This is a genomic window from uncultured Alistipes sp., from assembly GCF_902388705.1.
Classification (GTDB): domain Bacteria; phylum Bacteroidota; class Bacteroidia; order Bacteroidales; family Rikenellaceae; genus Alistipes.
The window spans coordinates 1-18,254 of the sequence record NZ_CABMQJ010000044.1; the positions used below are offsets into that span (position 1 = coordinate 1).

Annotated in this window: 18 protein-coding genes; 11 read left to right on the forward strand and 7 right to left on the reverse strand. The window is 58.7% G+C overall.

The window, feature by feature from the left end:
- The 3 genes from QZT71_RS09670 to lptB form a co-directional block, all read right to left on the reverse strand.
- Positions 1-148: chorismate synthase (locus tag QZT71_RS09670; RefSeq protein ID WP_295915586.1), on the reverse strand; the 148-nt coding region annotated here is incomplete at its 3' end.
- A 5-nt stretch (positions 149-153) separates the two neighbouring features.
- Positions 154-1,398 carry a 3-phosphoshikimate 1-carboxyvinyltransferase gene (aroA, locus tag QZT71_RS09675; protein ID WP_295915554.1) on the reverse strand — a complete coding sequence of 415 codons (1,245 nt, stop codon included), beginning with the start codon at positions 1,396-1,398 and terminating at the stop codon, positions 154-156.
- 67 nt (positions 1,399-1,465) lie between these two features.
- Positions 1,466-2,254, reverse strand: a complete 789-nt coding sequence (gene lptB, locus QZT71_RS09680; RefSeq protein WP_295915556.1) for an LPS export ABC transporter ATP-binding protein — start codon at positions 2,252-2,254, stop codon at positions 1,466-1,468.
- A 101-nt stretch (positions 2,255-2,355) separates the two neighbouring features.
- On the opposite strand from lptB, the gene recQ reads away from it, so the two are divergent.
- The 6 genes from recQ to rsmA all read left to right on the forward strand — a co-directional run bounded on the left by recQ (position 2,356) and on the right by rsmA (position 6,979).
- A complete protein-coding gene (gene recQ, locus QZT71_RS09685) occupies positions 2,356-4,548 on the forward strand; it encodes a DNA helicase RecQ (RefSeq protein ID WP_295915558.1) in 2,193 nt (730 codons plus the stop codon).
- A 76-nt stretch (positions 4,549-4,624) separates the two neighbouring features.
- Entirely contained in the window at positions 4,625-4,843 is a 219-nt protein-coding gene (locus tag QZT71_RS09690) for a hypothetical protein (RefSeq protein WP_295915560.1), read from the forward strand.
- Positions 4,844-4,845: 2 nt separating this feature from the next.
- The gene (locus tag QZT71_RS09695) at positions 4,846-5,040 is read left to right on the forward strand and encodes a hypothetical protein (RefSeq protein ID WP_295915561.1); all 195 of its coding nucleotides are present in this window, start codon (positions 4,846-4,848) and stop codon (positions 5,038-5,040) included.
- 1 nt (position 5,041) lies between these two features.
- Positions 5,042-5,281: a hypothetical protein gene (locus QZT71_RS09700; RefSeq protein ID WP_295915563.1), complete on the forward strand. Its 240-nt coding sequence runs from the start codon at positions 5,042-5,044 to the stop codon at positions 5,279-5,281.
- Positions 5,282-5,637: 356 nt separating this feature from the next.
- Positions 5,638-6,165 (forward strand): GNAT family protein, encoded by a 528-nt coding sequence (locus QZT71_RS09705; RefSeq protein WP_295915565.1) that lies wholly within the window; start codon positions 5,638-5,640, stop codon positions 6,163-6,165.
- Complete coding sequence (gene rsmA / locus QZT71_RS09710) at positions 6,158-6,979, forward strand: 16S rRNA (adenine(1518)-N(6)/adenine(1519)-N(6))-dimethyltransferase RsmA (protein WP_295915567.1); 822 nt, start codon at positions 6,158-6,160, stop codon at positions 6,977-6,979. The genes QZT71_RS09705 and rsmA overlap by 8 nt, the downstream gene beginning before the upstream one ends.
- Positions 6,980-7,133: 154 nt before the next feature.
- Here the strand turns inward: rsmA and QZT71_RS09715 are convergent, their stop codons facing one another.
- Positions 7,134-8,399 carry a pitrilysin family protein gene (locus QZT71_RS09715; RefSeq protein WP_295915568.1) on the reverse strand — a complete coding sequence of 422 codons (1,266 nt, stop codon included), beginning with the start codon at positions 8,397-8,399 and terminating at the stop codon, positions 7,134-7,136.
- On the reverse strand, positions 8,396-9,634 hold the full coding sequence (locus QZT71_RS09720) for a pitrilysin family protein (protein WP_295915570.1): 1,239 nt from the start codon (positions 9,632-9,634) through the stop codon (positions 8,396-8,398). The genes QZT71_RS09715 and QZT71_RS09720 overlap by 4 nt, the downstream gene beginning before the upstream one ends.
- Positions 9,635-10,531: 897 nt before the next feature.
- Between QZT71_RS09720 and nifJ the strand changes: the two genes are divergently transcribed.
- From nifJ to QZT71_RS09740, 4 genes are all read left to right on the forward strand, one after another.
- Positions 10,532-14,074, forward strand: coding sequence for a pyruvate:ferredoxin (flavodoxin) oxidoreductase (gene nifJ / locus QZT71_RS09725; RefSeq protein ID WP_295915571.1), 3,543 nt, complete (start codon positions 10,532-10,534; stop codon positions 14,072-14,074).
- A 221-nt stretch (positions 14,075-14,295) separates the two neighbouring features.
- Complete coding sequence (locus tag QZT71_RS09730; protein ID WP_295915573.1) at positions 14,296-15,180, forward strand: hypothetical protein; 885 nt, start codon at positions 14,296-14,298, stop codon at positions 15,178-15,180.
- A 137-nt stretch (positions 15,181-15,317) separates the two neighbouring features.
- Complete coding sequence (locus tag QZT71_RS09735) at positions 15,318-16,091, forward strand: S1/P1 nuclease (protein WP_295915588.1); 774 nt, start codon at positions 15,318-15,320, stop codon at positions 16,089-16,091.
- A gap of 78 nt (positions 16,092-16,169) precedes the next feature.
- Positions 16,170-16,598, forward strand: coding sequence for an META domain-containing protein (locus QZT71_RS09740; RefSeq protein ID WP_295915574.1), 429 nt, complete (start codon positions 16,170-16,172; stop codon positions 16,596-16,598).
- 459 nt (positions 16,599-17,057) lie between these two features.
- On the opposite strand, the gene rpmA is transcribed toward QZT71_RS09740, so the two are convergent.
- Both rpmA and rplU read right to left on the reverse strand, forming a co-directional pair.
- Positions 17,058-17,318, reverse strand: coding sequence for a 50S ribosomal protein L27 (gene rpmA / locus QZT71_RS09745; RefSeq protein ID WP_091536536.1), 261 nt, complete (start codon positions 17,316-17,318; stop codon positions 17,058-17,060).
- Positions 17,319-17,338: 20 nt separating this feature from the next.
- Positions 17,339-17,650 carry a 50S ribosomal protein L21 gene (gene rplU / locus QZT71_RS09750; protein ID WP_009598864.1) on the reverse strand — a complete coding sequence of 104 codons (312 nt, stop codon included), beginning with the start codon at positions 17,648-17,650 and terminating at the stop codon, positions 17,339-17,341.
- 153 nt (positions 17,651-17,803) lie between these two features.
- Between rplU and QZT71_RS09755 the strand changes: the two genes are divergently transcribed.
- Complete coding sequence (locus tag QZT71_RS09755) at positions 17,804-18,172, forward strand: response regulator (RefSeq protein ID WP_295915584.1); 369 nt, start codon at positions 17,804-17,806, stop codon at positions 18,170-18,172.
- Positions 18,173-18,254: the final 82 nt, after the last annotated feature.

Sequence of the window (18,254 nt, forward strand, 5' to 3'; positions counted from 1 at the left end):
CGCCGCTGCGGCGGCGTGCGAGGTCTGCTTCGAAATCTTCCGCCGCGAGCGGGATGCCTGCGGGAACGCCGTCGATCGAGATGCCGATCTGCGGGCCGTGCGACTCGCCCCAGATGGCAAGCCTGAAGTTGTGACCGAAAATGTTCATGGCGTTTAAATGCTGATTCGTGCAAGGTCTTCGAAGAAACCGGGGTAGCTTTTGGCCACGCACTCGGCGCCCTCGATTGTAATCTGTGAGTCGCTGCGCAGCGCCGTGACGGCCATCGACATGGCCATGCGGTGGTCGCCGTGGCTCGAAACGCGGGCTCCGCGGACGTTCCCGCCGCGGATTTTCATGATGTCCTCCTCCGAGGTGTCGACTTCGATGCCCACTTTGGCGTATTCGTCGCGGATTGCCACCGCGCGGTTGCACTCCTTGTATTCGAGCCGCGAGGTGCCCCGTATGACGCTGACGCCGTCGGCCGCTGCGGCGAGCGCGGCGAGTGCCGGGAACAAATCGGGGCAGTTCGTGGCGTCGAACTCGAAAGCCTGCAGCGGGCGGTGCGCCGCCGTTACGGAATCCTCCTCGTTGATGACCGCGGCACCGGCCCGCACGAGTGCCGTGCAGATGGCCGTGTCGGCCTGTTTCGAGAGCATCGAAACGTTGCGGACGGTGACTTCGCCGGCGATGGCCCCCGCGACCAGCAGCATCGCCGCGGCGCTCCAGTCGCCCTCGATGCTGAAATAGGCGGAGCGGTAGCGCTGGTTGCCCTCGATGTAGAACTCCTTGTAGTCGTTGTGGCAGATTTCCACGCCGAAACGCGACGCGGTGTCCACCGTCATATCTAAATAAGGTGTGGAAACGGCGCTGTGCACATGGAGCGTGGTGTCGCGTTTTGCCAGCGGGAGCGACAGCAGCAGTCCCGTGATGAACTGCGACGATACGGAGCCGTCGACCCCGATTTCTCCGCCCTGGATCGGGCCGCAGACCTCGAACGGCAGGTAGCCGTCGTTGTCGCGCACCCGTACGCCCAGTTCCCGCAGCGGCCCTGTCATCATCTCCATCGGGCGCCGGAGCAGCGTGCCGCGGCCCTCGATGGTGATGGGGGTGCTGCAAAGCGAAGCGATGGGGGTGAACAGGCGCGTTGCCAGGCCCGATTCGCCGACATGGAGCACACGCCCTCCGGGGTGCAGCCCGCCCTCGATGGAGAGCGAGTCGGCGTCGACCTGTTTGACCCGGGCGCCGAGCGTTTCGATGCATTTGAGCGCCGAACGCGTGTCGTCGCAGAATTCGAGATGGCGCAGCACCGAAACTTCTTCGCAGAGAAGCGATGCTGCCAGGGCACGCTGTGCGTAACTTTTCGAACAGGGCGGCGTCAGCGTGCCTTTAACGCGGCCCAATGGAACCGTCTTATCCATTGTGTAGGTTATATGTTTAAACGGGGCGCCGTTCGCTCCGGCACCCCTGTATTTCCGATTTTCGTTTTTACTCCTGTTGTGCTTTGCGGTTCTTCATGTCCTGCGTCAGTTGGTGGCTCTTCTTGAGCTCGAAATGCTGGCCCAGGTAGACTTTGCGAACCATCGGGTCGGCGGCAAGCTCCTCGGCCGTACCCGTTTTGAGTATCTTGCCCTCGTAGAGCAGGTAGGTGCGGTCGGTGATGGCCAGCGTTTCGTCGACGTTGTGGTCGGTGATGATGACGCCGATATTCTTGTGCTTGAGCGTCGCCACGATCGACTGGATGTCCTCCACGGCAATGGGGTCGACGCCGGCGAACGGCTCGTCGAGCAGGATGAATGCGGGGTTGATGGCCACGGCGCGGGCGATTTCCGTGCGGCGGCGCTCGCCGCCCGAGAGCTGGATGCCCAGGCTCTTGCGCACTTTCTGCAGACGGAACTCCTCGATCAGCGATTCGACGCGCTCGGCCTGGTACTCTTTCGAGTAGTCGGTCATTTCGAGCACGGCGCGCAGGTTGTCCTCGACCGACAGGCGGCGGAATACCGACGCCTCCTGCGCCAGGTAGCCCACGCCCATCTGGGCGCGTTTGTAAACCGGCTCGTTGGTCAGCTCGGCGACCTGCCCCTCGTCGCTTTCGAGGAAAATGCGGCCCTCGTTGGGTTTGATAAGTCCCACGATCATGTAGAACGTCGTGGTTTTGCCGGCTCCGTTGGGGCCGAGCAGTCCGACGATCTCACCCTGGTTGACGTCGATCGAAACGTGGTCGACCACGGTGCGGGCTTTGTATTTTTTGACAAGTTCGCTGGTGTATAGGCGCATTGCGTTCTTTCGCTATAAAATTTTCACAAAGTTATGCTTTTTTCCGAAAAGTTTTTTATCTTTACATTGAATTTTCAGATTTTAAGAGTATAAACGGCGAAATGAAACAAGATGAATCGTCCCTGCTGCACGACAAGCTGAAGGAATACTTCGGCTTTTCGTCGTTCAAAGGGAATCAGGAGGCAGTGATCCGCAACGTGTTGGATGGTAAGGATACGTTTGTGCTGATGCCGACGGGCGGCGGGAAATCCCTCTGTTACCAGCTGCCCGCCCTGATTATGGACGGCGTGGCGATTGTTATTTCGCCGCTGATTGCGCTGATGAAAAACCAGGTGGACGCCATGCGCACCTTTTCGGCCGAGTCGGGTATCGCCCATTTCCTCAATTCGTCGCTCAACAAGACTGCCGTGGCACAGGTGCGGGCCGACGTGCTGGCCGGAAAGACCAAGCTGCTCTATTTCGCCCCCGAGTCGCTCACCAAGGAGGACAACGTGGCGTTCCTGCGTAAGATAAAGGTGTCGTTCTATGCCATCGACGAGGCGCACTGCATCTCGGAGTGGGGGCACGATTTCCGTCCCGAGTACCGACGCATCCGTCCGATTATCAATGAAATCGGGGCTGCACCGCTGATCGCCCTGACTGCGACCGCGACGCCCAAGGTGCAGCTGGACATCCAGAAGAACCTCGGCATGTCCGACGCCTCGGTGTTCAAGTCGTCGTTCAACCGCCCGAACCTTTATTACGAAATTCGGCCCAAGCACAACGTCGACCACGACATCATCCGCTTCATCAAGCAGAACGAGGGCAAGAGCGGCATCATCTACTGTTTGAGCCGCAAGAAGGTCGAGGAGCTCACCGAACTGCTGGTGGCCAACGGCATCAAGGCGCTGGCCTACCATGCCGGCATGGACGCGTCGACGCGCGCCGCCAACCAGGACGATTTCCTGATGGAGCGGGTCGACGTGATCGTCGCCACGATTGCGTTCGGCATGGGTATCGACAAGCCCGACGTACGTTACGTCATCCACTACGATATTCCCAAGTCGCTCGAAGGATATTACCAGGAAACGGGCCGCGCCGGCCGTGACGGCGGCGAGGGCTATTGCCTGACCTTTTACAGCTACAAGGACATCCAGAAACTCGAGAAGTTCATGCAGGGCAAGCCCATCGCCGAGCAGGAGATCGGCAAGTTGCTGCTGCTGGAAACGGTGTCCTACGCCGAGAGTTCGATGTGCCGCCGCAAGACGCTGCTGCACTACTTCGGCGAGGATTACAAGGAGGAGAACTGCGGCAACTGCGACAACTGCCGCAATCCCCGTCCGAAGATCGACGCCCGGGCGGCGCTCAAGACGGCGCTCGAAGCGCTGCGCGATTTGGGCGACAAGTTCAAGGCCGACTACCTCATCAACGTGCTCACGGGCAAGAATACGGCGCTCATCAAGAGCTACGGGCACAACAAAAGCAAGTGGTTCGGGGCGGGCGCCGAGCACGATGCCCGTTTCTGGGGCGCCGTGCTGCGGCAGGCGCTCATCCTCGGCCTGGTGGACAAGAACATCGAGAACTACGGACTGATTTCGGTGAACAGGAAAGGCGAGAACTACATCGCCATGCCTTTCCCCGTGACGGTGACGCTCGACCACGACTACGACGAGGAGGAGCGCGAGGCCGAGGCCGTTGCCCCGATGGGCAAGGGCGGCGCGGCGGACGAGGAGTTGTTCTCGATGCTCAAGGATTTGCGCAAGAAAGTGGCCAAGCAGCACGGGCTGCCGCCGTTCGTCATCTTCCAGGATCCGTCGCTCGAGGACATGGCCGTGCAGTACCCGATAACCGTCGAGGAGATGCAGAACATCACCGGCGTGGGCGTGGGCAAGGCCCGCAAGTTCGGCGAGGAGTTCATCAAGCTCATCAAGGCCTACGTCGAGGAGAAGGAGATTATCCGTCCGCAGGATATGATCGTCAAATCGGTCGGCAACAAGTCGGGCAACAAGATTTTCATCATCCAGTCCATCGACCGGAAGATGGATTTCGAGGACATCGCCCGTGCCAAAGACCTCGATTTCGACGAACTGCTGACCGAAATCGAGGGAATCGTCAACTCGGGTACGAAACTCGATATTTCGTACTACCTCAAGGAGTTTATGGACGAGGATAAAATCGAGGACATATACCTCTATTTCAAGGAGGATGCCGAAAGCGACTCGCTCGATGCGGCCATCGAAGAGCTGGGGGCCGACTATACGGAGGAGGAGATACGCCTGGTGCGTATCAAGTTTATCTGCGAGCAGGGTAACTGACGCCCTGCACCGACTTGCCGTCCGCGACTGTTGCGTCACTGTTCCGGGGATTGAAACCAACTTAACTGATACGCCTATGAACAAAAAGACTTTTACTGTTGCCGTGATTTTCCTCATCGTGACGCTCGTCTGGCTCGGAGTCAACATCTTCTGGGCTATGTCGAACCGCAATTGTGTTTTCGACCTCATCGTAGCCATGCTTTTTGTCGTAGCCGGCGCGGGAATGGTGTACAACGAATGCCACAAACGCAAACGCAAACACCTCGCCGAGGTCAATAAATTCAAAATACCCTGATTATGGCCGCTTTGCAGCGCTTCCAGACGATTATGTCCGTGTTTTTCCTCTTGTGCGCTGCGGTTTCCCTGTGGCGGATAGTGGCTTGTGACGGCAGGGACATCTGGTATGTCCCGTGCGTGCTGGTCTGCGCTGCGGGAATCATGGCCGCCGGGGCCCGGAATGCGCGCCGTAAAAAAGGACAAAACAATGACTGACATGAAAACCAATGTAATGCAGGTTGTCCGCCTCGTGATGATGATCGTGGCGGTAGCGGGCGTAATCTACGCCCTGGAGTATATGGAACGGGGCATTGCCGTGTGGTTCTGGGTCACGCTGCTGGGGATCGGGTTCGTGGGGCTGCTCTACACGTTCCGCATGACGCAGCGCCGCATGCGGCTCGAGCGCCGTGCGAAAGAGCGGCAGGAGAAGAAAAGGGCCCGCAAATCGAAACGCTGACTGCTTTCCGCCGGACATTGCTGCCCGGCGGTCTTTGTTGGCCGGCCCGGCGGTTTTATTTCCGGGGCAGCGGTTTTGTCTTCCGGGCAGCGGCCCCCCCCCCGCATTTTATTGGGAGAGGCATTTTTTCGACGGTTTTCATTTCCGGGGTAGCGGTTTTGTCTTTCGGGCAGCGGCTATTTGTTTCCGGAGGCATCTTTTCCGGGGTAGCGGTTTTGGTTTCGGGGCAACGGCTATTTGTTTTCGGAGGCATCTTTTCCGGGCCGGCGGTTTTTATTCCCGGATAACGGTTTTAGTTCCTGCCCGGCGGTCTTTGTCCGTATCTATGGCCGGCGGTGGGCCGGTAAGTTTGTGAAATGGTAATATTCAAAGATGAAATTTTGACGCTGCGTACCTGGCGCGCGGCGGATGCGGCGGCGTTGGCGGCCAATGCCGACGACATCACGCTGTGGAATAACGTGCGCGATTTCTTTCCGCATCCCTACACCCTCGGCGACGCCCGGGAGTTCATCGCGGCGGCGGCCGGCAAGTCGTGCCCGGTGGATTTCGCCGTCGTGGTGGGCGGCAGGGCCGTTGGCGGCGTGGGGTTCGTGCCCGGGACGGACGTCGAGCGCTTCGGCGCCGAAATCGGCTACTGGCTCGGCAGCCGCTACCGAGGCCGGGGCATTATGACGGCGGCCGTCGGGCGGGCTGTGGAGTGGATGTTCGCAAATACCCCGATAATTCGTATCTTTGCCGCGGTGTATGCCACCAATCCCGCTTCGCAGCGGGTGCTGGCGAAAGCCGGGTTCCGGCATGTCGGGACGTTCCGCCGGGCTTTTTTCAAGAACGGGGCGTTCGTGGACGGCTGTTGTTACGAATTACTGAAAGACGAAGATGAGTGAAGTAAGAGCCAAAAAGGCGCTGGGACAGCATTTCCTGGTCGACCTCAATATTGCGCGCAAGATATGCGACGCGCTCTCGGGAGGCCGGGTGCCGGGTGCCGGGGAGTCGGTCCGCGGTACCGCGGCGTTGCCGTGCGATGTGCTGGAAGTGGGGTGCGGCATGGGCGTGCTGACGCAGTTCCTGCTCAAACGCAGCGATATAACCACCTACGGTGCGGAGATCGATGCCGAAAGCGTCGAATACCTGCATGCGCATTTCCCCGAGTTCGCACCGCGGCTGATCGAGGGCGACTTCCTGAAGCTGAACCTGCGCGAGCGTTTTCCGGAGGGGCTGAAAATCATCGGCAATTTCCCGTACAATATCTCCTCGCAGATATTTTTCAAGGTGCTCGAGAACCGCGATTTGGTGCCCGAGTGCGTGGGCATGATTCAGAAAGAGGTCGCCGTGCGAATCGCGGAGCCTCCCGGGTCGAAAGAATACGGTATTTTGAGCGTGCTGCTGCAGGCGTGGTACGACATCGAATACCTGTTTACGGTCAACGAAACGGTCTTCAACCCGCCGCCCAAGGTCAAAAGCGCCGTCATTCGCCTGCGCCGCAACGGGGTGGAGCGGCTCGGCTGCGACGAAGCCCTTTTCATCAAGGTGGTGAAGGCCTCTTTCGGCCAGCGGCGCAAGATGATTCGCAACTCCCTGCGGTCGGTGTTCGGGAATTTCGGGGGTGCCGAGCATCCTTTTTTCACGCAGCGCGCCGAGCAGCTTTCGGTCGCCGATTTCGTGGAGCTGACCAACTGGGTGGCCGGAAACCGGGTGTAGGCCCGCAACGGGTACGGGGCGCTGCGCTCCTCTTGCATTTTTCCCGGTCGGCCGGACAGGATATATAATAAAAGCACCGGGTAATCCCGGTGCTTTTATTTTGGGCTTGCTCCTCCGGAGCCTGTGTTCCGCCTGCCGCCAGCGGTAGGGGCGGCTATGGCCGCTGCGCTCCTGCTACGACCGTCACCAAATCCTCGCGGGCAAGGTATTTCTGTGCCAGGTGCTGTATGTCGGCGGGCGTCATGGCCCGTATGCGGCCGATGTTCTCGTTGATGACGGTATGGTCGCGGCCGCAGAGGATGTTCTCGATGGTGACGTCCGCGATGCCGAACGGGCCGTCGAGAATGCGCATCATCTCGCCGATCATGATGTTCTTCACCAGCGCGAACTCTTCGTCGGGCAGCGGCCCGGTGCGCATCCGTTCGATTTCCGCGTAAATTTCGCGCAGGGCCTCCCGCGTGACTTCCGTGCCGACCTGCGCCGCGACGGCGAAATAGCCCTCCCGTTCGAAGTTGACCATCGCGGCCACCACGCCATAGGTGTAGCCGTGCTCCTCGCGCAGGTTCTGCATCAGGCGCGAGCCGAAATAGCCGCCCAGCGCCGATGCCACGACCTGCATGCCGAGGAAGTCGGGATGCTGGCGCGGGAAGAGCAGGCGTCCGATGCGGATCGACGACTGCACGGCCCCGGGGTGCTCGACGAATGCTTCGTGCTGCGTGACGGGGGCGGGAAACGGGGTTTCGGCGGCGGATTTGCGTCGCGGCAGTTGTTCGGCGAGGGCGGCGACGGCCTGCCGTTCGTAATCGCCGATACGGCCGCTGCACACCACGAAGCCGTTTTCGGCGGTGTAATGGGTTTCGTAGAAGGCCGCCACGTCGGCACGCGTCAGGGTGTCGTACGCATCCTCCGGGGCCGAGATGCCGTAGGGGTGTTCAGGGCCGAACAGGGCCCGGGCGAAGGCCTCGCGGGCCTCGACGTCGACTTTGGTGCGTTCGACGGCCAGCCGCTGTTTGCGTTTGTTGCAGTAGGTGCGCAGCTCCTCTTCGGGGAAGGTCGGGCAGAGAAGCACCTGCCGGGCTACGGCGAGCGTCTGGTCGAAGAATTTCGAGAGCGTACAGAAACTGATGTAGGCGTAGTCGCGGTCGATGTTCACGTCGTAATAGGAGCCGTAGTAGTCGAGCCGCTCGGCGATTTGGTGCGCCGTCATGTCGCGCGTGCCCTCGGAGAGCATGTTGGCCGCCGTCGAGGCCGAAAAGGGGACCTGCTGCACGGCCGAGCCGGCGCGGAAAACGAACGTGATGCGCAGCACTTCGAAGTCGTCCGAGGCGAGCGTGTAGAGTGCCGAGCCGTTTGCCAGCACGGTCTTTTCGGCTTGTGCGACCTCTACGGCCGACGGTATGATAAGAGGCGGTTGTGTCATTTTTTCGCTTTGTAGATGAGTGTGGAGCTGTTTTCGGGCCGCAGCACGCGGCGGCTGAAATCGGCGATGTCGCCGGTGGTGACGGCGCGGTAGGCGTCGACTTCACGGTTGATGAGCGGCAGGTCGCCGAGCATCTCGTAGAACCCGAGGTTCATCGCCTTGTTCATCACGTTCAGTTCGCCGAAGAGCGTGTTGGCTTCGAACTTGTTTTTGACCTTTTCGACCTCGTAATCGGAGGCCGGGACGTTTTGGAGCGCTTCGATTTCGGCGCGGAAAGCCGCTTCGGCTGCTTCGGGCGTGGTTTCGGGCAGGAGCTGCCCCGTGAATACGAACAATCCGGGGTCGACGTCGCCCGAGATATAGGCGTTGACCGACGCCAGCAGGCGCTGTTCCTGCACGAGGTGCTTGTAGAGCCGCGACGAGTCGCCGCCCGACAGGAGATCGGACACCAGATCGGCGGTGTAGAAGTCGGGCGAGGTGCGGCCGCCCATGTGGAATGCCAGCGAAAGCGTCGTGGCCGGAACGTCGCGCACGACCTCCTCGCGGCGCGGCGCCTCCTGCTGCGGCTCCTGCGGAATCGCCGCCGGGGCGGCGGTGCGGTCTGCGAGCGGCGCGAACCACTTTTCGGCCAAGTCGAGCATCCGCTCCTGGTCGAGGTCGGCCGAGATCGACAGGATCGCGTTGGACGGGTGGTAGTGGGCGCGGTAGAACGCCTGCACCTCGTCGAGTGTCGCCGCGGCGATGTGGTCGGGCGTAAGCCCGATTGTCGCCCAGCGGTAGGGGTGCACCCGGTAGGCCAGCGCGCGCAGCAGCATCGGCTGGGCGCCGTAGGGCTGGTTGAGGTAGCGCTGGCGGAACTCCTCGATTACCACCCGTTTCTCCGTTTCGAGTTTTTCGGGGGTGATATCCAGCCCCTCCATGCGGTCGCTTTCGAGCCACAGGGCCGTTTCGACGTTGTCTTTCGGGAGGGTGATGTAGAAGTCCGTATAATCGTTGTTCGTAAAGGCGTTGTTGTCGCCGCAGGCCATCTGCACGGGCAGGTCGAAATTCGGGATGTCGCGCGTGCCGCGGAACATCAGGTGCTCGAACAGGTGGGCGAAGCCCGTGCGCGCGGGGTTCTCGTTGCGCGCGCCGACCTTGTAGAGGATGTTGACGGCGGCGAGTTTCGAAGCCCGGTCGCGGTTGACGACGACCGTCAGGCCGTTGTCCAGTATTTTTTTCTTGTATTCGATCATGTGTGCAAAGATAGTAAAAAAGCAGCGGCAGGAAGAATTAGTGACGCCTCATTATTTAGATGGATTCTTGACTATGAAGTTTGGGGATTGTGAATCCAGGATCCTGCCGCTGCGAATGACTGCTTCGGCAGGAAAACGGGAAGAGTGCTGCCGAGTTTGCAACCTTTAAGGCTCTGGTTGGGCCTATATCCTGCAAATCAGCACGCACCCTTCGGGGTACGACCTGTATTGCGGGATTGCAAAAAATTTTCCAGATTTTAAAGGTCCCAATACAATCGTTTATGTACGATGATATGTAAAGAACGGGTAGTGCGGAACAAAAGTAGGAAAATTTTCCCGAACTGCAATTGCCGCGCCCGAACATCCTATATATAAAGCCGAATTTTGCCTGTTTCGGGATGGGAAACGCGATTGCCCGCTTCGGCCCCCCCCCAAAAATGTATGCAAATGGCTGTATTGCGTACCGGGGACGGCCTGCTGCCGGGAGAGCCTGCCTGCGCTCGCCGGGTAATGTTTTTTTGTTTTATCCGGCCTTCGACGGTATGCGGCCCGGGCTTCGCCCCAAAATTCTTTCACTCCGGCAGCGGTTTTGCAACCGGGTGCAATGACCCGGTGCGGTGCGCCTGCAATCCGGACGCTGCGCCTGCTGCCCGGCATGTGCCGCCGGGGTAAGGCCCTATCGGTTAGCAAGTTCGGCAACTCGGTGATTTTCCGTGGTTTGCTGTTAATGAAATAACAAGTGTCGCTGTTATTTTTTTAACATCCCGATTGGTGAAAAAACCGGATTTTTTGTCAGAAAAACGGACTGTTTTTTCCTCCGGAATTGTTATATTTGCATCGCGTTTTGTTCCGGATTCAGGAAAACACACAATATCATCAAATAAAATTTCAACTAAAATGGCAGAAAAGAAATTTATCACATGTGATGGTAATTACGCTGCGGCGCATGTTGCATACATGTTCTCGGAAGTTGCAGCGATTTATCCCATCACGCCTTCTTCGACCATGGCCGAACTCGTGGACGAGTGGGCCGCGCAGGGGCGCAAAAATATTTTCGGCGAAACGGTGAAAGTTGTCGAGATGCAGTCTGAGGCGGGCGCCGCAGGCGCCGTGCACGGCTCGCTGCAGAGCGGTGCCCTGACCTCGACGTTCACCGCGTCGCAGGGACTGCTGCTGATGATCCCGAACATGTATAAGATTTCGGGCGAACTGCTCCCGGGCGTGTTCCACGTTTCGGCGCGTGCGCTGGCCGCACAGTCGCTGTCGATTTTCGGCGACCACCAGGACGTCATGGCTACGCGCCAGACCGGCTTCGCGATGCTCGCCACCTCGTCCGTACAGGAGGTGATGGATCTCGCGGGCGTGGCGCACATCGTGTCGCTCAAGTCGCGCGTGCCGTTCCTGCACTTCTTCGACGGGTTCCGCACCTCGCACGAGATTCAGAAAATCGAGCTGATCGACGAGGCCGCCCTGACCGCCATGCTCGACCGCGATGCGCTCAAGGCGTTCCGCCAGCGTGCGCTCAACCCCGAGCATCCCGTGACCCGCGGTACGGCCCAGAACCCCGACATCTATTTCCAGACCCGCGAAGCCGCCAACCGCTTCTACGACGCAGTGCCCGACATGGTCGCCGACGCCATGAAGCAGATTTCGGAAATCACCGGCCGCGAGTACAAGCCGTTCGTATATTACGGCGCCGCGGATGCCGAGCACGTCGTGGTTGCGATGGGTTCGGTGACCGAAACCCTCAAGGAGACGGTCGACTACCTGAACGCCAAAGGCGGGAAAGTGGGCGTGGTGACGGTGCACCTCTACCGTCCGTTCTCGGTGAAGTACCTCGGCCAGGTGCTGCCCGAAACCGTAAAGCGCATTTGTGTCCTGGATCGCACGAAAGAGCCCGGAGCCAACGGCGACCCGCTCTACCTGGATGTTGTCGAGGCTTTCGCCAACTGCCGGGAGATTCCGGCCGAGCGCAAACCGCTGATTATCGGCGGCCGTTACGGCCTTTCGTCGAAAGACACCACGCCGGCGCAGATGCTGGCCGTCTTCGCGAACCTCGCGGCCAACGAGCCCAAGAACCAGTTCACGGTAGGTATCGTGGACGATGTGACGTTCCGCTCGCTGCCCGTCGGCGAGGAGATTTCGCTGGCTAAACCGGGCACGTTCGAGGCGCTCTTCTTCGGCCTCGGCGCCGACGGTACGGTGGGTGCCAACAAGAACTCGATTAAAATCATCGGCGGCACGACCAACAAGTACTGCCAGGCCTATTTCTCGTACGACTCGAAGAAATCGGGCGGCTACACCTCGTCGCACCTGCGTTTCGGCGACCTTCCCATTACGTCGCCCTACCTGGTTACCACACCCGACTTCGTGGCCTGCCACGTACCTTCCTACGTCGACAAGTACGACGTGCTGAAGGGGTTGAAACCCGGCGGTTCGTTCCTGCTCAACTCGGTGCACGACGCGGCTACCACCTGCGCCACGCTGCCCGACCACATGAAGGCTTACCTGGCCAAGAACAAGATTAACTTCTATATCATCAACGCGACGAAAATCGCCGCCGAGTTGGGACTGGGTTCGCGTACGAACACCATCATGCAGTCGGCGTTCTTCAAGATTGCCAACGTCATTCCGTTCGACAAGGCTGTCGAGGAGATGAAGCATGCCATCCTGAAATCCTACGGCAAGAAGGGCGAGGACATCGTCAACATGAACTACGCGGCCGTGGACGCCGGCGGCGATGCCGTCGAGAAAATCGAGGTGCCCGCCGAATGGGCCGCTATCGAGGACAAAGGCTTCGCACACGTTTCGGAGGCTTCGTATCCCGAGTTCGTGCGCAAAATCGTCGAGCCGATCAACGGACTGAAAGGCGACGACCTGCCCGTATCGGCTTTCACCGGCCGTGAGGACGGCACGTGGGAGAACGGTACGGCCGCTTACGAGAAGCGCGGTATTGCCGTGAACGTTCCCGAGTGGAAAATCGAAAACTGTATCCAGTGCAACCAGTGCGCCTATGTCTGCCCGCACGCCGTGATTCGTCCGTTCCTCGCGACGGAGGCCGAGGCCGCCGCTTCGGGCGTGGAGTGGAAACAGGGACTGGGCGAAACCAAGGAGTACAAGTTCCGCATCCAGATTTCGCCGCTCGACTGTACGGGCTGCTCGAACTGCGTCGACGTCTGCCCGGCCAAGGAGAAGGCGCTGGTGATGAAACCGCTCGAGTCGCAGATGCCCCAGCAGAAGAACTGGGACTATATTACCAGGCATATCGGTTACAAGCAGGTCGTGGACAAGACCAAGTCGGTGAAGAACCTCCAGTTCGCACAGCCGCTGTTCGAGTTCTCGGGTGCCTGCGCCGGTTGCGGCGAGACCCCCTATATCAAGGCGATTTCGCAGTTGTTCGGCGACAAGATGATGGTCGCCAACGCCACGGGCTGCACCTCGATTTACTCGGGTTCGGCACCCTCGACCCCGTACTGCACCAACGACAAGGGCCAGGGCCCGGCGTGGGCGAACTCGCTGTTCGAGGACAACGCCGAGTTCGGCCTGGGCATGCATGTCGGCGTCGAGAAGCTCCGCGACCGTATCCAGGAGGCGATGGAGCAGGCGATAGCCAACTGCACGAAGTGCTCCGATGAGCTGAAAGGCGTCATGCAGGAGTGGATTGCGGCACGCGGTTCGTCGGTCAAGTCGGCCGAAGTCACGGCACGCCTCGTCCCGATGATGGAGGCCTGCGGCTGCGACTACTGCAAGAAGATACTCGAGCATAAGGACTGGCTCGTGAAGAAGTCGCAGTGGATTATCGGCGGCGACGGCTGGGGCTATGACATCGGTTTCGGCGGCGTAGACCATGTGCTCGCATCGGGTGCCGACGTCAACATCCTCGTCGTCGATACCGAGGTCTACTCGAACACCGGCGGCCAGTCGTCGAAATCGACGCCCGTGGGCGCTGTCGCCAAGTTCGCATCGGCCGGCAAGCGCATCCGCAAGAAAGACCTCGGCGCCATCGCCATGACTTACGGTTACGTATACGTGGCGCAGGTTTCCATCGGTGCTTCCCAGATGCAGCTGTTCAACGTGCTCAAAGAGGCCGAGGCTTATCCCGGGCCGTCGCTCGTGATTGCCTACGCCCCGTGTATCAACCACGGCATCAAGGGCGGCATGACGCGCACGCAGACCGTGGGCAAGGAGGCCGTGGCCTGCGGCTACTGGCACCTGTGGCACTACAACCCGATGCTCGAGGAGCAGGGCAAGAATCCGTTCGTGATGGACTCGAAGGAGCCCGACTGGTCGAAGTTCCGCGACTTCCTGATGAAGGAGGTGCGCTATACCTCGCTCAAGAAGTCGTTCCCGGCAGAGGCCGACGAACTGTTCGCTGCCGCCGAGGAGAATGCCAAGTGGCGTTACAACAGCTACCAGCGCATGGCGAAGATGGAGTATTAGAAACACCTGTTATATTTTGTAGCGAGGGGCCGCGGCATTATGCCGCGGCCCCTTTTTCGTACGGCGCGGCGGATGGCGGCCGTTTGTTGCGGCGAAAAACGGGTTCGTGATGAAAAAACGCCTGTCCGTTTTCAAAATCCCCCCCCCGAGTGAATTTATTTGCTCTTGATTAACAGGCAGGGTAATTTTGTAACCACTTGAATTCAACTATTATTCTGTTTATGAAAAATCTTTTGCACAAATCCGCAATCCTTGCGGCCGCTTTTGCTGCACTTGTTTCGTTCGCTTCGTGCGACGACGGTGAGGACAAGGGCCCGAAATTCAAATCCGAGCTGATCGGAAGCTATGTCCCCACCTATATCGAAGTGCCGACGGCCACCGGGGATGATTTTAATAAAATGTATTTTACCCTGACGCCGACCTGGGCCGATCCGAACAATATTCCTACTGTCGACGGTTCGTTCATGCTGGAGCTTCCCGCGGGTTCCCTGCCGATGGGAATGAACGATGTCCTGCCTTTCGTCGAGGGTATCGCCAGCCATTTCGTAAAGGAAGGGCTGGTCGGTATCGACCTGAAAAACGACGGTTCGTTCGGGGCGCAATACCGTACGCCGATTTTCTCCGACAATATCCTCGGCGACCTGATTAGCTCCCAGGGCGTCAAGTTCGATCCGGCTATCCATACTTTCCCCGGAACCGAAACCGACGAAATCCTGCCGGCCGGCGCTTTGAGCTACTATACCGAGAACGGAAAGCTCTTCTTCGCCGTAAGCAAGGAGTTCCTGAAAACCGCCGGTGCGGACCTGGGTGTCGGCGATTTGTCGGTAATCATCGAGGAGCTGCTGGCGCAGTACAAGGGGCTGAACATCGTTTCGACGGAGGAGTACTATGCGCTGCCGCTGAAATACACGCTCGAAAACGGCGTCGTGAAAATCTATGTCGACCGGGCGATGATTCTGCCTTACAAAAAGCTGCTCACGGAGTTGCTGGGTGCTTTCCTCGATCCGTCGACCCTCGGCGGCATCGACGTGGCCGACATGATTACGAAGCTGATCGACGGAACTTCGGAGCTGGAGATCGCTTTCCGCCTGAAGAAAGTGGCGTAACGCACAATCCGAAAAGATTATCCGGACAGCAAACGACTGTCCGGATTTTTCTTTTTAGCGATTGGTTATTTGCTTTTTGTTGCGTATTCGGATTATATTGTCTATATTTGTTCGTATAACCAACCGCTAAACAGATGATGAAGAAAAATTTCCTCCTGCTCACTGCCGTACTGCTGTGCTGGTGCGGCTCTGCTTTCGCCTGGGGCAAGTCGGGCCACGACGCCATTGCCTATATCGCCGAGCGCCACCTGACTCCCAAGGCGAAGAAGAACATCGAAAAGTACCTCGACGGCCGTTCGATCGTTTACTACGCTTCGTGGATGGACGCGTACCGTCACACCCCGGCTTATAAGATGACCTCGGGCTGGCATGGCGACAAGGTGGATGCCGACGGGAAGTACGTGCCCAACGCGAAAGGCGATGCCGTGCAGTGCATCGAGGAGGCGATGGCCAAACTGAAGGATTACCGCAACCAGGACGATTCGACGGTGCTGGTGTCGATCAAATACCTCGTGCATCTGGTGGGGGATATGCACTGCCCCGTGCACGTGAAGCTGCCGTGGTACAGGAATTTCAAGTTCGACCTGAACGGCCGACCCTGCGAATTCCACAGTTTCTGGGACAGCGGCGTGCTCGACCTGAACCACCGCTGGGGATATATGGAATACTGCCACCAGCTCGATCGCCGTACGAAAAAGGAGATTCGCCAAATCACTGCGGGCACGCCCCGCGACTGGCTCGGGCAGAGCGCCCGCGACTGCCGCGTAATCTACGAGTGGATCAAACCCGACCAGAAATTCTCGAAGGACGAGGCCCGCGACCTGCTCAACACGGTGCATCCCTTTGCCGAGGAGCAGATACTGAAAGCCGGCTACCGGTTGGCCGCCGTGCTCAACGAGTTGTTCGGATAAACGCGTAATTTTTCGGTTGCGCACGGGTTTTGTGCGGTTTTTGCATGTGCAGAACTATATATTAATTATTTATACGATATGAAAAAGTATTTTGCAGCCGCTGCGCTGCTCGTGATGACGGCCGCCTGCGGAAGCGCCGGCCAGGACAAGACGCTCGAAGGCACGACCTGGAAACTCTCCAAAATGGAGGCTATCCCCGCTGCGGCTATCGACAAGGAGGCCGATTTCTTCACCCTCGAATTCAACGCTGCCGATACGATGGTCGCCGGGCGTACGAACTGCAACCGCTTCTTCGGCAAGTATGAGCTGAAAGGCAAGGAGCTGGAGTTCGAGAATATGGGTATGACCCGGATGGCTTGTCCCGATATGCAGTACGAGGATGCGTTCGTCAAGATGCTCGACGAAGTCGACCGTTTCGAAATCAAGGGCAGCGTGCTGACGCTCTTCGACGACCACAAGACGCTGGCCGTATTCAAGGCCGTCGAAAAAGAGGCCGCGAAGAAGTAACCCCGTTCCGTTTCCGGAAATGAAATAAGCAGGATTCCGCATCCTGCTTATTTTTGTTTGCGCAGTTCCCTGGCGTTTTTTGCTGTTCGCCTCCCGTATTTTTTCCGGAAACCGCTGCCGGGGCCTGCTGCTGTGACGCGGGTAATATCTTTGCGACCTGTTTTCTACGTTGCTGTTCTCTGCTTTCTGTTTCTTATTGCCCCCCCCCTTCCTGCCTCACCTTGTTTCCCTGCTTCCCGCGTTCGCGTTCGTTCCGGCGGCGCGGGGTGGCAGGTGTCATTGCGGCGGGTAATGGAAGGCAGGTGTCATCGCTACAGGCGGCGGGGCGGTGGGCCTTCTCGCGAAAAACAGTATGGCGGGGACGGGGTTCTGCGTGTGCGGGCGGTCCTGCTCCGGCGGCAGGGGTATAAAAAAAGCGACCTTCGAAAAGGTCGCTTTTTTGTGTTGCTATCGGAACGCTTACTCGCTCAGCGGAGTTACGCTCACATACGATTTGCCTTCGCCTTTCTTGCAGAATTCGACGGTACCGTCGACAAGTGCGAAGAGCGTGTGGTCTTTACCGATACCCACGTTCTCACCGGGGTTGTGAACCGTGCCGCGCTGACGAACGATGATGTTGCCCGCCTTTGCGAACTGGCCTCCGAACAGTTTGACGCCGAGCCGCTTGCTTTCCGACTCACGGCCGTTCTTCGAACTACCTACACCTTTCTTGTGTGCCATTTCTCTTCAGTTTTAAAGGTTTATGCAACAATCTCCTCTACAAGGACCTGCGTCAGATACTGACGGTGGCCGTTGCACTTCTGATATCCCGTTCTGCGCTTCTTCTTGAACACCAGGACCTTGTCGTCTTTCAGGTGCTTCAGAATCTTGCACTTCACCGAGGCGCCTTTCACTACAGGTGCACCTACTTTGACCTGACCGTCGTTGTCTGTGAGCAGGACTTTGTCGAAACTTACGGACGAATTTTCTTCGCCCTGAAGACGGTGAACATAAAGTTTCCGACCTTTTTCAGCTTTAAATTGCTGACCTGCAATCTCTACTATAACGTACATTTAATTCGATATATGTATTTGAACATAATTCGGAGTGCAAATATACGCATATTTATCTTATAAACAACAGAAGCGGTAAATTTTTTTCGACCCGTACGGCTCTGGCATGGTTTTGGGCCCGATTTCGGCGCCGGCACGGGCCGGCGGGCACCTATGTACAGGATACTGATTGTTTCGGACGACATATTTATGAGGGATGTGGTGCGGCTGTCGCTTTCGGGCCTGCGGGCCGAGGTGCGCAGCGCCTCCGATGCCGCGGAGATGGAGCGGATGTGCCGCCGCATCCTGTTCGACGTGGTGATTGTGCTGCATGTGGCCCCTTTTTTGTGCGGTCGCGACGTGGTGCGCGAGGTGCGTCCCGCGGGACTCCGGCGGCCGCTGTTTTATGTGGTGTCGTGGCAGCAGTCCGAGCAGACGGTCTTGAGTCTGCTGGAGTGCGGCGTCGACCAGTACATGACCTTTCCCTTGAGCCTGCAGAGGCTGCGGGCCAAGGTCGCCAACGATTTGAACCGACAACTGTAATGGATACGCTTTTCGAGACCTATTCGTTCGTTGCGGCCCTCGCCGCCGCAGGGCTGCTCGCGGCGCTGGCGGCCGGGGAGCT